Here is a 14,194-nt window from a genome sequence, read left to right on the forward strand (position 1 = left end):
CTGCCATCTCTTCACGTTTTTTCTCTTTAGCGATTTTGGATTTCTTAGCCATATGGTTTATTCACCCTTTCTTTTAATTAGTGATTTCTATCAGATCAATCATTTCTGGTTTTCACCATCTGTTACGATCAAGCAGCCTCCTGGTTCAGCAACTAAATAGTAACGATTACGACTTTAGACGTATCACTACTTATAGTCAAGGTATTGAACTCTCGACCTCCACTTTTTAACAAATTAGTCTCCTTAACTGGTTTACTCTGTCCTTTAAAAAGGAATCTTTATAATTACACCCTTATTGAAAAGGAGACTACATATGACAGTAAAAGTACCGAAAGACAGGACAATAGATAATACACTCGCGATATTCAAGGATGGTTATGAATTTATTTCTAAACGCGTTCAAAACAATCACCTGGATGTTTACGAAACGAGGGTTCTCGGAGAAAAGGTCGCCCTTCTAAGCGGTGAAGAAGGAGCCAAGCTCTTCTACGATACTAATCGAATGAACCGTAAAAACGCCCTTCCTGGCCGTGTTCTGAAAACTCTTTTTGGAGAAAATGCTATTCAGACAATGGATGGAAAAGCTCATACTCACCGTAAGCTTTTGTTCATGTCCTTAATGACCCCTGAAGCACTGGCTTCTTTAAAAGTTATCACTAAAAAACACTGGGATCAGTTCGCCAACAATTGGGAAGGTAAGAAAAAAGTAGTACTGTACGATGAAACACGAGAGCTGCTATGCCGTACAGCTTGTGAATGGGCAGGAGTACCTTTAAAGGAAAAAGAAGTGGAAAAACGAACCCGCGATTTAAGTAACATGATCGATGGTTTCAGCGCTGTCGGCCCTAAACATATAGAAAGCCGAAGAGCACGTAAACGTACGGAGAAATGGATTGAAGATTTAATTCTCGACGTTCGTGAAGGAAAACAGCACGCCCAAGAAGGTACAGCTATCTACGAGATGGCTATGCATAAAGACCTGCACGGAAATCCTTTGGATGCTCGAATGGCTGCCATTGAACTGATTAACGTCATTCGTCCCCTTGTAGCTATATCCAAATTTATTACTTTTGGAGCTCTTGCTTTCTATCAATTCCCTCGAACAATTGCAAAAGCAGCCAATGAGGATGATTATCTCTTAAGATTTACTCAGGAGGTTCGTCGTTATTATCCTTTCGTTCCTTTCCTCGGCGCAAGAGTAGATCATGACTTTACATGGCAGCAGTATGATTTTAAAGAGGGGCAGCTCGTTATGATTGATATTTATGGAACAAACCACGACCCTCGATTATGGGAAAATCCTGATGAGTTTAATCCAGATCGTTTCCTGAACTGGAATGGAGGCTTATATGATCTCATTCCACAAGGAGGCGGTGACTATTATAAAGGCCACCGTTGCCCAGGGGAGCAACCGACGATTGAAATTTTGAAAACCAGTTTCCGCTATATGACGAACCATCTTGATTATGAGGTGCCGAAACAGGATTACAGTTATAGTTTAAGAAAAATGCCAGCCTTACCGAAAAGTGGATTCATTATTAAAAACGTCCACCGCCAATAAAAATAAGCCCGGATTCCTTCATGAGGAACCGGGCTTTTTTTATGCTTTACCTCTATTAAACCTCCGCGTTGCTTTTAAAGTAATGCTCCCGATACTGGAAGACTCAGTTTCGAGATAGTTGGGGTCCGTTGCAAACAATAGATGAGGGCGGCTACAGAAACAACTCGCTTTCCTGCGGTCCTACACGATGTAGGGTCGATCGACGTTGCCACATGACGTGGTGATTTTAGTCGATCCTCCTTTTTACCAGAAGCCTCCTCAGTCGTTAGCACTCCTTGTGGGGTCTCGCCTAGCTCCTTCTCCCGCGGAAAGCGAGTCATCACCCGCAGGACATTCACGGTGAACCAATATCTCGAAACTAAGTATTCAACTAACAGGCCATATTGCTTAATAAGTCTATTATGAATAATCAACAACAAACTTTAGCAGAGAGCCTATGCTTTAAGTCCTGTGTCCACTTTATAGAACTTATAGAGATCTTTTATTACCACTTTAACCACTGAATACAACGGAACAGCGATCAGCATTCCTATAAACCCATACAACGGGGCAGCTACAACCAGCAGCAGAATAATCGTTAAAGGATGGATGTGAAGCCGACTGCCTAGTACGATAGGGGCCACAAGATTCCCTTCAAGCTGCTGTACGATAATTAACGTAAGAATAACATATAAGGCCATCTGCGGATCCTGCATAAGAGCAACGACAATCGCAGGGATCGCACCGATTATCGGGCCAATAAAAGGTACAATGGCTGTTACAGTCACAAAAATACCAAGTATAAGAGCATAGTCCAGTCCGATGATTAAATATCCAATGTAAGAGAGGATCCCATCCACCAGAGCTACGGTCACCTGCCCTATAATGTAAGCAGCAAGTGTTCGGTCCACGTCCCTAAGCAAGCCTTTCCCTTCTTTTTGATGTCCTTTCGGAAGTCTGTTTCCAATAAACGGGATTAATTTATGACCGTCCTTCAATAGAAAGAACAAAACAAAAGGCACAATGATTAAAACAGTGGCCGCACCCGTGACTGCAGACACAATTCCCGTAATATTATCCAGAATTCCTTGAATCATATCTCCAAAGAATTGATTGGCCTTATGGGTAAGGGATTGGCCGGAAAGCATTCCCATATCATTTTCCTGAATCTTTTGCTCAGCCTCTTTGGCAGCGCTTTTCATCTTGTCAGGCAATTGAGAAATGTTGTTTACTTGTTTTTTTAATGTTCCTGCAAGCAAAACATAAGCCGCATAAAGAATCCCTGCTATTCCTGCAAATACCGTAAGAATGGAAACAGGGCGAGGGAAAAACTTACTTTTTGATAATAATTCTACCAGCGGCCGTATCAGATAAAACAAAAATCCGGCAATTAGAAATGGGTAGAAAAGGGTTCCGATCACGGTTCGGATCGGTTTAAAGAATTCTAACAAATTCAAAAAGAAAATACATATTAACACTAGTATAATAGCGGTTAAATATTTGAAAAAAGGATGTTTAATCCACATAGGCACTCTCCTAACATTTTTACTTACTTTATCTTCCTTTAACACATTCACTATTTCAGAATAAGATAAACAGCTAAATTAAAAAAACCCGTATTTTTTGAGGTTCTTTTCAGACATTATGTTTTTATACTAAAAAACTTCATAACCTATATGGGAATTTTAAATAAAAGCTTCTTTGTTAAAACTCACTAAAGAGATTCAACCCCAATCAGGCGGAACACGGTTAGATTTATCTTTTGGGTTATTTAATGTTAGATTTATTAACATGTCAGATATTATATGTTAGGTTTTCTGACATAAAGAGTGACAAAAAGGTGTGGATGTTTTATCCTAAGGATAATTCACGAAAAGAAAACGGCATCGATCTTCAACTATTTGCTTTTTCTTTTCAACCGTAAAGCTTTTTTAGAAATTCTAAATCTGAATGTTGAGGTGGGCCTTATGAAAAATCATTTACGTGATGCAGTAGAAACCATGAAAGAGCATTATATCCAGAGGTTAATTAATTCAGGGGTGGTTCAGTCTACGGATGAGGCTTTACAAACGTTGACATTAACTCAACTGGAAGCGTTAGTAAAACGCCTCGATCAGCCACGTCCCTGAATTCACAGCAGGAGGTCTTTGTGTAGAAACGTTCAAGGAGGAGAAAAGATGTCTTCTTACAAGGATAAAAAAGTAATCTCTATAGGGACGGTGAATGAATTAACAGGCTTATCCCTTCGGCAGATACGATACTACGAGGAACGAGAGTTAATCTTCCCTGAAAGAACTAAAAGAGGTACTAGAAAGTATTCTTTTGCTGATGTGGAAGTTCTGCTTCAAATTGCAGACAAGCGCGAAGAAGGCGTTCAAACGTATGAGATTCGTAAGGATATGCAGCGGTCCGGTGACAAGGAAAAGGTGATTGAGCGTATGCTGCGGGGACAGATTAACGCTCATTTCAAAATGAAATAGCCGTTTTAAAAGCGAGATAATGATTGGATGCTCCTCCAAGTGTTATCTCGTAATTTTTGAGCTTTACCACTCTTAAAGTCTCTGATTAAAGAACATAGAATTAATCCGTTTCCTCTTACATAACTTACGCATTCTTGCTAGAATATTGCTCCTTTTATATAAAATAATTACCGGGAAATACCGCCAACTGTGACATTAAATCTCCCTCCCGATACTGGAAGAACTTTTATTCATTAGAGTAAAGGCTTTGCAGGTGGTTGATCGAAGCACGAATCAACTCTTTCAAAACTTCCTCGTTAATGTCTTCCACATTATTAATATAAACACAGGCTTTCCCTGTCGTATGCTTGCCGAATTTTTTTAACAATTCTTCCCGGCGAGTCTCTCCCGGTGAAAAGTATAAACTGATCTTCGCCTTACGAGGGGAAAATCCTACAAGCGGAGCATCGCCTTCATGACCAGAGGCATATTTGTAATGATAAGACCCAAATCCAATAATACTGCTCCCCCACATTTTCGCTTCATGCCCAGTTGTTTCGATGAAAATATCCAGGAGCCGGTAAGCATCTTCACGTTTTTTAGGCTTCTCCACAGTTTCAATAAACGCTAGTACACTCTCATCATTTTCCTTGGTTTTTAATTCATACATCTTTTTTTTCCCCCTTCATTCGGTTATGTTTATTTTATCATAACCGAACGGGAGAGTATTTTTCGTGGTCAGCGTTCCCCCTAAAACTTTTGTAGTTTCACCCTTGATGGAATAATATAGAAATAGACTTAATGTTTCGCTCGATTATTTTAGAGCAATCCATCTATAAGGAGTGTAACTATGGAAAGAATAGCTTATGGAACAAATGAAAACCAGTTTGGTGAATTGCGCCTTCCAGAGGGAGACGGACCACATCCAGTAGCTGTGGTCATCCACGGTGGTTTTTGGAAAGAACATTTCGGTCTCGAAATAATGAATGATGCCGCTGAAAGTTTAACTTCTCAAGGCTTTGCCACTTGGAATATTGAATACCGCCGGGTTGGACAGGAAGGTGGGGCATGGCCAGGCACTCTTAAAGATGCAGCAGAAGCCTGCGATTACCTGGCTCAGCTCTCAAACTCTCATTCTCTTGACCTCTCAAAAGTAGTAACCATCGGTCATTCAGCAGGAGGGCACCTGGCACTTTGGCTTGCCGGAAGACATCGTCTTCCTGAAGATAGCGAGCTTGTTACAAGCACTTCTCCACTGCCGATTGCTGCCGCTGTAAGTTTAGCAGGGGTAAACGATTTACGCAGCATGTATGAGGTCCATCATAGAAGAGACTCTTCCCTTTCCCTGCAACCTGCCAATCCAACAGCAGAACTGCTTGGGGGCGCTCCCGACGAATATCCTAAACGATTTAAGGAAGCCAATCCTGTAGAGCTTCTGCCCCTTAATGTACCTCAAGTCATTGTGCATGGTTCTATGGATATTAACGTTCCCGTTGGTATTAGTGATCACTACTACCAGATGGCCGAAAATTTAGGAGACTTTATTAAGTATGTAGAACTTCCTGAAGATGAACATTTTATGCTTACGGATACTAACTCTCAAGCGTGGGAGACTATTTTGGAAGAAATGAACCTGCTTAAAAAACACATATGAGCCTGCGAAAAAGTCCGCCTCATATTCCGAGGCGGACTTTTTTAAGATGCTTCCTAAAATTCATTTTGGGCTGCGAGTTCAGCTTGTACAATAAACCGATCAGGTGCTGATCCAATAAAATCAAATGGGTAACATGTGGTTAGCGTAAGCGTCGATGACGTTTCGGGTACAATGACTGATCTGTCCTCCGCATCTGTGATCCAGATCGATTGAATGACATATTCGTACTCCATCTGGTTTTCAGTTAAGTAGATCGAGTCTCCTTTAGCCAATTGATCCAACCCCACAAATGTCGTTTCCCTGTGTCCGGCGAGTGCGGTATGACCTCCTTCAGAAGGGAGATTCGTGTAAGGAGTATCATACATCCCTACTCCTTTAGTCAGTGTATTCTCATCTGATCCGTAGTACACTGGATAGCGTTTCCCAAGTTTAGGAATCGTAAGCTCTCCAATATCTTCACCTTTTTCATAATCATCAGAGGTTTCAGCTGAAACGCTATGAGGATCTGGTGACGGTTTGTGTACCTCTGCAGATACTGGTGAGGCTTTGACCTCACTTTTCAATTCCGGTTCATAAGATACCACTCGGCTTTGATTCCACCAATCCACCGCGTTCCAAGCTGTTATGATCATACCCAATCCTATTAGGAGAATGCTCAATTTTTTTATCATTGGAAAGGCTCCTTTAACTTGCACCTGTTGGACTAGTTTTTAGCATTCTTTCTTCTGAACACTAGTAGCGCAGCACCACCGGCAGCAATCAAAGCACCAGCAAGCATGCCAGCAGGGTTAGAAGTACTTGTGTCCGCAAGGGGAGCTCCATCCTCCGTTTTAGAAAGACCTAGAAGCTTAAAGATGTTCTCTGCGTTGTCTGTATTATCAATAAAACCAGAGAACATGTCAGATCCAGGACCGTAAGCATATACAGGTACGTCTACGCCTGTGTGTCCACTCGTGGTCCAGCCAGTTCCGGAGCGCTCATTAAAAATCGCTTCAATGGCATTATCAACTTCTACCATTTTCTCTTCTTCAGCCGCATTTTTCATAGCATCTTTCACAGATTGAATCTCTTTATCTTTCAATTCAAATTCAATATTATCATGAAGAACCGATTCTACTTCTGCACCTTCTTCAACAATTTGGCGAGCCATATAGTCCGGGGTATGTTTCGCTGCCTCGATGGCTTCTGGATCCCACTTGTAAGGTCCGCCTTCTCCAATGGAAAAGCCGCCAGTAGAGTGGTCAGCCGTAGTTACTACTAGGGTTTCTTCATCCTGTTTAGCAAATTCAATAACTTTTTGGAAAGCTTTATCGAAATCTTCCATTTCACTCATGGCGCTTACTATATCATTATCGTGACCAGCCCAGTCGATTTGGCTTCCTTCCACCATTAGAAAGAATCCGTCTTCGTCCTTGCTCAGCGTTTCAAGAGCTGTTTCTGTCATTTGTTCAAGCGAAGGCTGCTCTTCCGGACGATCAATAGCTTTCTCTAAGCCGACAGGTGCAAATAAACCAAGGATTTGATCGCTTGATGTATTCATAAGCTCGTCCGTAGATGTTACATAATCGTACCCGTCTTTCTGGAACTCTTTCGTCAAGTCACGGTCATCTCTTTCAAAAAAGTCTGTTCCTCCGCCCAACAGGACATCTACCTTATGTTCTCCTTGAATCATATCATCATAATAATCATCAGCAATATCATTATAGTTGTTTCGGTCTTCATCATGCGTTCCATAAGCCGCTGGAGTCGCATGGTTAATCTGAGAAGTCGCGACAAGACCGGTAGCCATTCCCTCTTCCTTAGCCCCTTCTAGAACCGTTTTTGTTTTTTCTTTCTCCAAATCTACCGCAATAGCTCCATTATACGTTTTTTCACCGGAAGACATAGAAGTAGCTGTAGCTGCAGAGTCAGGTATGTTTTCTTTCTCATCATCTTCACCGCCATCGTGATAAGGGTCCGCTGAATAGACAGATTGCATACCTGCTAAGTGAGGATCAAAGGCCGTATCTTCCATTTTCATGGTTTCTGGATTATCCTTTAGATAGCGATAAGCCGTGGTGTAAGAAGGACCCATTCCATCCCCGACCATAAAGATTACATTTTTTACATCCTTTTCTTCATGCTCAGAGGCACTTATGTAATTTGCGCCGATCCCTGCACTTGAACTAAAAAACAAACATGACAGAGCCGTTACCGACAATACTTTTTTCGCTAAACCGTTCTTCAAATTGATCCCTCCGCATTAGAATTTTCTTACATATTTCATAATAGTGCCTAAATATTAACAGAAAACTAATATTCTATGACATTGTTGTAAAGAAAAGTTATCGTTTTATGAAGAAATTAGTAGTTTTTTACCTGAACCTAATAGACTAACTGCTTTGCATGTCTCCCTTTTTTAACATTTATATTTCTTACAAACTGCAGAGGAGTCGAAAATCGATGGTTCTTCCGAATTTCCCTCCTCATATCGGCAAACGAATGCCGTACGATCTTACAATGGACATAATCAATACGGGGACATAAGAAAGAATAAAAAAGGTCCCCGTTATTTGACGGAGACCCCTTATCTATTTGGAACCAATCAGCGGATATTCTTTTATATATTGAGGATTTTCCAATTCTTCCAGCATAAAGTGAGCTACATCCTCCCGGGAAACCATCGGCTTGGTAAATTTAAAATAACCCGTTTGATAATCTGTAGTGAGTTCACCTTCTATCAGCCGCGGCGCTCTAACAATGGTCCAATCTAATTCTGTCTGAACGAGATAATTTTTCTGGTTCAAAGAATCCTGCCATAAATCTCTAGCCATCCACTTTAATGCTGTTCCAAACAGCCGGCTTACAGCTCCCTGCTTCACATCCTGTTCGACAGCTACTCCGGCACCTGTCAAGCTTATGACCCGGCGGATGCCGTGTTCCTGCATGGCCCGAGTCATGTTTTTCGCTGACTGAGTAAGCAGATCTTTAGGAGTGTTTTTGGTATGGCCCAGCACGCTTAAAACTGCATCCTGCCCCGCTGCAGCTCGCTCTACATCTTCGTACGTAAGAACACTTCCTTCCAGGATACGAAGGTTTTCCGCATGTGGAATAACCAGCTTGTGCTTTCCTCTTACAAAAGCTGTCACTTCGTGGCCTCTTTCAAGAGCTTGTCTGACTAAGGGGTGGCCAGTACGTCCACTCGCTCCAAAGATGATAATTTTCATGAATGTTCCTCCTTCGTAATCCACTCAGATTGATAATCCATGATATATCGACGTAAAGAGGCAGGCTGCTCGCGGGTTACTTTTTCATAATCGCGTTTAATTCCTCCCGCAAGCCCTAATTTAGTCGGAGCATGCACACCAACAACCACGTTCACAAATTGTTTATCCACTCCGCGGTTCAGCATCGTCTTCTTAAATTGTTTAACTGTAGGATTCTCATAATGAATCGGAACCTTCAATATTTGAGTCATTTGGGAAGCGACATCAAAAAAATCAAAAGACTCCGTTCCTGTAACCACATATTTTTGAAAGCGATGTTCATCAGAATCTGTAAGGGAAAGAGCAGCTATATGAGCCACATCCCGCGCATCTACAAAACTGGTTTTTCCTTTTCCGGCAGGTACAAAGATCCGGTGATTTTCCCTGATTTCAGTGCGTAGAAAATCGTTAAGATTCTGCATAAAATATCCGGCTCGAACAAAGGTGTAAGGAATACCAGATTTCTTGATCGTCTTTTCATTCTTATAATGAGGAACAAAAGGCATGTACTGGACGTCCTTCAAAGAAAGATAGACGATATGCTGAATATTATTCTGGCGTGCAGCTTCTACAAACTCTTCAAATTGGATGCCTTCTCCGGGAGGATACATAAGAAATACGCGATCTATCCCCCTAAGGGCAGTTTCAAAGGTTTCGGGCCTTGATAAATCCAGCTCTACAAATTTAAATTCACCCTCATATTGTTTAGTAGCTTTTTCTACGTCTCGTACGGCACATTGAATAGGTAACTGGAAGGTTTTCAGTTTCTTAGCTACTTCCTGGCCAACCTTTCCTGTAAAACCTGTTACTAAAATGGTCATACTTTTCACGCCCTTCTATCAAGTAAAGGTGTTCCAATTACTTCAACATCACAGGTATCTGTTCTGCCACTAACAGTAAAGGGGTCTTACTTTTTGTTGTGAACGACACTAGAAAAGCTCCTTCAATCATAGAGTTAATAAGAATACCCAGTTCCTCTGCCCTTTTTTCTGCATAGCCATTGTCCTTTAGCTTCCTTGCAAACGCTTGTTGGAATTGATCATAAGCAGCATGACAAGCCTGCCTGATCGGCTCGCTTGTGTATGTGGTTTCAAGAGCAACGGCGGCAACAGGGACACCGCTCGTTTCTCCGTCCTTCACGGCTTGATCCGCCAAATCTTTTATCAGGTGCTGAATTGCTTTAACAGGATCTTCCTGTTTTTCAAGCCCCCTTTCAATCCTGTTCGTTACTTTAGCTGCGGTAAGATGAACAGCTTCAATCGCCAGCTGTTCCTTTCCGTTTGGAAAATAATAATACAACGATCCTTTAGGCGCACCGCTCTCTTTTGTAATCTGATTTAAACCGGTGCCGTGATAGCCCTGACTCTGGAATAACCTTGAAGCTGTTTGAATTAACTTAGTCCGCGAATTTTCTTTCTTATTCATAAACGTACCACCTTTAAATTATACCAATCGGTCTATATATTTATTATAACTCTTTTTATTTTTTTAGCCAGTAAAAAACCTCTGCGTGTTATCAGCAAAGGTTTCTGTAAACAATATGGCGAGTGGAGAGAAAAATTAAAAATTGATTCTATCCTTATATCTCTCTACAAGTGAAGAATTATGTTCTTGGACGCCTTCTACGTTGCCGCTCAGAAAGATGGGTGGTGTTTCTCCAATATCCCTGAAACTAAGAATTACTCTGGCTATCAAGTCCTGCAGTAAAGCGGCTCCGATGACGGATGACATAGGGGCAAATGCCTGAGGCACGCCTTCCGCTTCCTGCGAAGTGTCTCCTGCCCGTATTTGAGTATCCACGACTTCCTCAACGAGTTCTTCCAGTCGTTTACCTGACGGATGTCGAGAAGGGAAGTTATCTGCGTAGTCCATGGACAACATCCCGATTACATAAGCCCCTTTTTCGCGTGCATAAATAGCCGCGTCAATGGGAGCGGGGTTACGACCAGATGTTGAGATAACAAGAAAAACATCTCCTTCACGAATATCCTCTTTTTCTAAATAACTCTGGATAAATCCAGGCTGCTTTTCAAATTGACTGGATTTCACTGCTCCTTCATGAAGCATCAGGGGCTCCACTAAAATAGGACGAACCGGGACCAGACCACCAGCTCTGTAATAGGGTTCCTGCGCGATAAGACTGGAGTGGCCGCAGCCAAACACATGAATAATTCCTTTATCCTTCAGACGGTGAGCGATTTCTCTACTAATGGAATTCAATTGATCGCCTGTGTCTCTGTCCAATCGTTCCAATAGTTCCGCTGCTTGTAATAAATAACTCATAACTAGCCTCTCCTTAACCGCGGGTAATATCACTTGAGAATTTATAACGGTCCGCACGATAGGATGATTTAACTACCTCAAACGGCGTGCCATCTTCAAGAAAGCTATGTCTTTCTATATGAAGAACAGCAGAGCCAAGAGGAATTTCAAGTAGGGAAGACTGATCTTCATTAGCAATGGTTGCTTCAATGATCTGGCTGGCTTTCCCTATTTTCTGGCGTTTATTTTTCTCTACATAATCATAGAGGGACCCTCGTACATCTTCTTTTTTCAGATTAGGAAACATAGCCACTGGCAGGAAGTTGGTTTCAATAGCCATTGGCTTTTGATCGGCATATCGTATTCTTTGCAGACGATAGATCTCTGCATTCTCTGCGATTTCCAGTTTGCGGGAAATCTCTCCGCTTGCCGTCACTTTCCCAAAATCCAGCAGCTTACTGCTGGCTGTCATCCCCCGTGTTTTCATGTCCTCTGTAAAACTTGTTAAACCTTTTAGAGACTGTTCAATTTTGTTCTCGGCTATAAATGTTCCTCTGCCTTTCTCTCTGTAAAGAACTCCTTCATTGACCAGATTGGTAATCGCTTGTCTAACCGTCATTCGGCTGACAGCATAGTTTTCTGACAGAATACGTTCAGATGGAATCATATCGTTAGGCTGATACTCCCCATCAGAAATCCTCTGTTTAATATTTTCTTCAATTTGGTAATAAATCGGAAGCGGCGACTTCTTATCAATCATGACTCTATTCGTCTCCTCTCAATACTCTACCTTTTTATAAGCTTCTTCATCTACGAGTAACGTAACATTTTCATGAAAGCAAAGGGCAGACGCTGGCATGTCCTCACTAGGCGCATCTTCTAATAAGCTTCTTATAGCTTCCGCTTTATTTTCTCCAGAAGCAAGCAAAAGAATTTTTTTGCTTTTTAAAATGGACTGGATTCCCATGGTTATGGCTTTTTTCGGAACATTTTCGAGCGATTCAAAGAATCTGGCATTGGCTTTTCTTGTCGATTCAGCAAGTTCAATCATGTGGGTTTCACTTTTAAATGACGTATGAGGTTCGTTAAATCCAATATGGCCATTCTGCCCGATTCCTAAAATCTGTAGATCAGGCGGTCCGATCTGGTCAATCAACTGCTCATAACGGCTGCACTCGTCTTCTAAATCTTCGGCCAATCCATTAGGAATATACGTGCGGGCTGGATTGATATTAATCTTATCAAATAAATGCTTTTTCATAAAAAAATGATAGCTTTGCGGATCTTTTTCGCCAAGACCCACATATTCATCTAAATTGATCGTCGAGATATGACGGTAATCCATCGATCTTCTCTTATATCCATCTACCATTTCCTGATAGGTTTGAAGAGGCGTACTTCCAGTAGCAAGTCCGAGAACGGCTGCAGGATTGCGAGTCACCTCATCTTCTATCATCCCGCAGGCTTTCTGACTTAAAGATTGGTAGTCTTGAGAGACCCATATTTTCACGGTTAACTCTCCTCTCGTTGATAGGCTATCTCACCTTTACAAACGGTCATGACCACTTCCAGGTTTTCGTCTAAAAGGACAAGGTCCGCATCTTTCCCTTTCTCAATTTTCCCTTTTCTTTCATCGAATCCTAATTGTTCTGCCGCATTAAGAGAGGTAATCCGGACAAGGTCTTCCCACGGTAATTCTGTATGCTGATGCATATTTTTTAAGGCTTTCTGCAGAGTCAATACACTGCCCGCGAGTGTCCCGTCGCCTAAACGGGCCTCTCCACCTTTTACATCTACCTGCTGACCACCCAGGTCGTACGTCCCCTCCGGAAGGCACTTCGCTCTCATGGCGTCCGTGATCAGAATGGTTCTTTCAGCTGTAGTATGATGATAAGCCAATTGCACCGCTTCCGGTCTCGCATGAACATGATCCACAATCATTTCCACTTTCAACCGTTTGTTCAGCAAAGCAGCTCCTACCACACCAGGATCGCGGTGATGAAATCCGCTCATCTGGTTGTATAAATGAGTGACGTGGCGGGCACCAGCGTCCACCGCTTCTTCTACCTGGTCGAATGTCGCTTCACTATGACCAATAGAGGCCATCACCCCCTGGCCCGTCAAGTGCTCAATAAATTTCAAGCCCCCGGGAACTTCAGGAGCTAAAGTAACTAAACGAATCTGCCCCCCGCTTTCTTCCTGCCAACGATCAAACTGGTCGGTTGAAGGAGGAAGAATGTGCTCATGCGGCTGAGCTCCTGCTTTATTTATCGATAGGAAAGGTCCTTCCAAATGAATGCCAAGTATCTCCGCCTGTCTGCTCGTTTGTTCAGCGTTCATGTATTCTCTAGTGTTGTTTAAGGCCCTGGTAATACTGTCGCTGGACTGGGTCATAGTCGTCGCCAAAAAACTGGTGGTGCCTTCGGCCGGCAGACTGCGCGCCATTCCTGTCAGTGCTTCACTCGTACCATCCATCACGTCGTGACCGTCTGCTCCGTGGATATGAACATCTATAAATCCAGGCACAAGGGTCCACCTTTCCCCTTTACCATCGATCACTTTATCTGCACCACCAACCGGATCCTCAGCCACAGATTCAATCAAACCGTCCTTAAGTAATACCGAACCTGAGGGAATAATTTCATTATTACAAACGACAGTGACGTTTATTATCTCTACACTATCAGCCATGGGCTTCTCACTCCTTCGTAAGACTTCAGGGGGGAGGTTATACCCTCCCTTTCATTATGTCGTAAAATCATTCATCGTTGAGGTCCTTTTACTGTCTGTACTATCTGAAAAAACCTACCTGCTACTTCTTCAAACGAAAGGACAACTCCTTCAGATTCCACAACAAAATTATCTTTGTTCAATGATCAGTTGTTATATATCTTTTCAAGTACAGGAATTTATTTATTACGATTGTCGGTGTCTCTTTCATCCATTCTTTTTCGGATCGCCTCGGCTAGAAACTCTACAGACGTTCCTACAACCACTTGCAGGTTTTGCCCCCCTACTTTCATCACTCCACGTG

General features: G+C 42.3%; 15 protein-coding genes. 4 read left to right on the forward strand and 11 right to left on the reverse strand.

Annotated features, from left to right (window positions below; genetic code table 11):
• Nucleotides 1–313: 313 nt before the first annotated feature.
• Nucleotides 314–1,561: a cytochrome P450 gene (locus WAM07_RS14800; protein WP_422168064.1), complete on the forward strand. Its 1,248-nt coding sequence runs from the start codon at nucleotides 314–316 to the stop codon at nucleotides 1,559–1,561.
• Nucleotides 1,562–1,995: 434 nt separating this feature from the next.
• Here WAM07_RS14800 and WAM07_RS14805 read toward each other — a convergent pair whose 3' ends face one another.
• On the reverse strand, nucleotides 1,996–3,066 hold the full coding sequence (locus WAM07_RS14805; RefSeq protein ID WP_422168066.1) for an AI-2E family transporter: 1,071 nt from the start codon (nucleotides 3,064–3,066) through the stop codon (nucleotides 1,996–1,998).
• A gap of 441 nt (nucleotides 3,067–3,507) precedes the next feature.
• Between WAM07_RS14805 and WAM07_RS14810 the strand changes: the two genes are divergently transcribed.
• Both WAM07_RS14810 and WAM07_RS14815 read left to right on the forward strand, forming a co-directional pair.
• Nucleotides 3,508–3,669, forward strand: coding sequence for a Fur-regulated basic protein FbpA (locus tag WAM07_RS14810; protein ID WP_145955983.1), 162 nt, complete (start codon nucleotides 3,508–3,510; stop codon nucleotides 3,667–3,669).
• Between the two features lie 48 nt (nucleotides 3,670–3,717).
• Complete coding sequence (locus tag WAM07_RS14815) at nucleotides 3,718–4,020, forward strand: MerR family transcriptional regulator (RefSeq protein WP_089751663.1); 303 nt, start codon at nucleotides 3,718–3,720, stop codon at nucleotides 4,018–4,020.
• 226 nt (nucleotides 4,021–4,246) lie between these two features.
• Here the strand turns inward: WAM07_RS14815 and WAM07_RS14820 are convergent, their stop codons facing one another.
• Nucleotides 4,247–4,669: a DUF1801 domain-containing protein gene (locus WAM07_RS14820; protein WP_422168068.1), complete on the reverse strand. Its 423-nt coding sequence runs from the start codon at nucleotides 4,667–4,669 to the stop codon at nucleotides 4,247–4,249.
• A 180-nt stretch (nucleotides 4,670–4,849) separates the two neighbouring features.
• Here WAM07_RS14820 and WAM07_RS14825 point away from each other — a divergent pair, with 180 nt between their 5' ends.
• On the forward strand, nucleotides 4,850–5,653 hold the full coding sequence (locus tag WAM07_RS14825; protein WP_422168070.1) for an alpha/beta hydrolase family protein: 804 nt from the start codon (nucleotides 4,850–4,852) through the stop codon (nucleotides 5,651–5,653).
• 53 nt (nucleotides 5,654–5,706) lie between these two features.
• On the opposite strand, the gene WAM07_RS14830 is transcribed toward WAM07_RS14825, so the two are convergent.
• The 9 genes from WAM07_RS14830 to nagA form a co-directional block, all read right to left on the reverse strand.
• A complete protein-coding gene (locus WAM07_RS14830) occupies nucleotides 5,707–6,324 on the reverse strand; it encodes a sortase (RefSeq protein ID WP_422168072.1) in 618 nt (205 codons plus the stop codon).
• A 32-nt stretch (nucleotides 6,325–6,356) separates the two neighbouring features.
• Nucleotides 6,357–7,886, reverse strand: a complete 1,530-nt coding sequence (locus WAM07_RS14835) for an alkaline phosphatase (RefSeq protein ID WP_422168086.1) — start codon at nucleotides 7,884–7,886, stop codon at nucleotides 6,357–6,359.
• 337 nt (nucleotides 7,887–8,223) lie between these two features.
• Nucleotides 8,224–8,859 (reverse strand): NAD(P)-dependent oxidoreductase, encoded by a 636-nt coding sequence (locus WAM07_RS14840; protein WP_422168073.1) that lies wholly within the window; start codon nucleotides 8,857–8,859, stop codon nucleotides 8,224–8,226.
• A complete protein-coding gene (locus WAM07_RS14845; RefSeq protein ID WP_422168075.1) occupies nucleotides 8,856–9,719 on the reverse strand; it encodes an SDR family oxidoreductase in 864 nt (287 codons plus the stop codon). The genes WAM07_RS14840 and WAM07_RS14845 overlap by 4 nt, the downstream gene beginning before the upstream one ends.
• A 37-nt stretch (nucleotides 9,720–9,756) precedes the next feature.
• Complete coding sequence (locus WAM07_RS14850; protein WP_422168077.1) at nucleotides 9,757–10,323, reverse strand: TetR/AcrR family transcriptional regulator; 567 nt, start codon at nucleotides 10,321–10,323, stop codon at nucleotides 9,757–9,759.
• A 135-nt stretch (nucleotides 10,324–10,458) separates the two neighbouring features.
• Nucleotides 10,459–11,181, reverse strand: coding sequence for a sugar isomerase domain-containing protein (locus WAM07_RS14855; protein ID WP_422168079.1), 723 nt, complete (start codon nucleotides 11,179–11,181; stop codon nucleotides 10,459–10,461).
• 13 nt (nucleotides 11,182–11,194) lie between these two features.
• The gene (phnF, locus tag WAM07_RS14860; RefSeq protein ID WP_422168081.1) at nucleotides 11,195–11,920 is read right to left on the reverse strand and encodes a phosphonate metabolism transcriptional regulator PhnF; all 726 of its coding nucleotides are present in this window, start codon (nucleotides 11,918–11,920) and stop codon (nucleotides 11,195–11,197) included.
• Nucleotides 11,921–11,938: 18 nt separating this feature from the next.
• Entirely contained in the window at nucleotides 11,939–12,670 is a 732-nt protein-coding gene (gene nagB / locus WAM07_RS14865; RefSeq protein WP_422168082.1) for a glucosamine-6-phosphate deaminase, read from the reverse strand.
• 2 nt (nucleotides 12,671–12,672) lie between these two features.
• Nucleotides 12,673–13,851, reverse strand: a complete 1,179-nt coding sequence (gene nagA, locus WAM07_RS14870) for an N-acetylglucosamine-6-phosphate deacetylase (RefSeq protein ID WP_422168084.1) — start codon at nucleotides 13,849–13,851, stop codon at nucleotides 12,673–12,675.
• Between the last annotated feature and the right edge of the window lie 343 nt (nucleotides 13,852–14,194).

The sequence above is a fragment of the Halobacillus sp. genome, from assembly GCF_049282395.1.
In the GTDB taxonomy this organism is placed as follows: domain Bacteria; phylum Bacillota; class Bacilli; order Bacillales; family Halobacillaceae; genus Halobacillus.

Bases quoted from the DNA above. Each gene is read 5' to 3' on its own strand.
- WAM07_RS14800 (WP_422168064.1), top strand. From the start codon at position 314: ATGACAGTAAAAGTACCGAAAGACAGGACAATAGATAATACACTCGCG.
- WAM07_RS14805 (WP_422168066.1), bottom strand. From the start codon at position 3,066: ATGTGGATTAAACATCCTTTTTTCAAATATTTAACCGCTATTATACTA.
- WAM07_RS14810 (WP_145955983.1), top strand. From the start codon at position 3,508: ATGAAAAATCATTTACGTGATGCAGTAGAAACCATGAAAGAGCATTAT.
- WAM07_RS14815 (WP_089751663.1), top strand. From the start codon at position 3,718: ATGTCTTCTTACAAGGATAAAAAAGTAATCTCTATAGGGACGGTGAAT.
- WAM07_RS14820 (WP_422168068.1), bottom strand. From the start codon at position 4,669: ATGTATGAATTAAAAACCAAGGAAAATGATGAGAGTGTACTAGCGTTT.
- WAM07_RS14825 (WP_422168070.1), top strand. From the start codon at position 4,850: ATGGAAAGAATAGCTTATGGAACAAATGAAAACCAGTTTGGTGAATTG.
- WAM07_RS14830 (WP_422168072.1), bottom strand. From the start codon at position 6,324: ATGATAAAAAAATTGAGCATTCTCCTAATAGGATTGGGTATGATCATA.
- WAM07_RS14840 (WP_422168073.1), bottom strand. From the start codon at position 8,859: ATGAAAATTATCATCTTTGGAGCGAGTGGACGTACTGGCCACCCCTTA.
- WAM07_RS14845 (WP_422168075.1), bottom strand. From the start codon at position 9,719: ATGACCATTTTAGTAACAGGTTTTACAGGAAAGGTTGGCCAGGAAGTA.
- WAM07_RS14850 (WP_422168077.1), bottom strand. From the start codon at position 10,323: ATGAATAAGAAAGAAAATTCGCGGACTAAGTTAATTCAAACAGCTTCA.
- WAM07_RS14855 (WP_422168079.1), bottom strand. From the start codon at position 11,181: ATGAGTTATTTATTACAAGCAGCGGAACTATTGGAACGATTGGACAGA.
- phnF (WP_422168081.1), bottom strand. From the start codon at position 11,920: ATGATTGATAAGAAGTCGCCGCTTCCGATTTATTACCAAATTGAAGAA.
- nagA (WP_422168084.1), bottom strand. From the start codon at position 13,851: ATGGCTGATAGTGTAGAGATAATAAACGTCACTGTCGTTTGTAATAAT.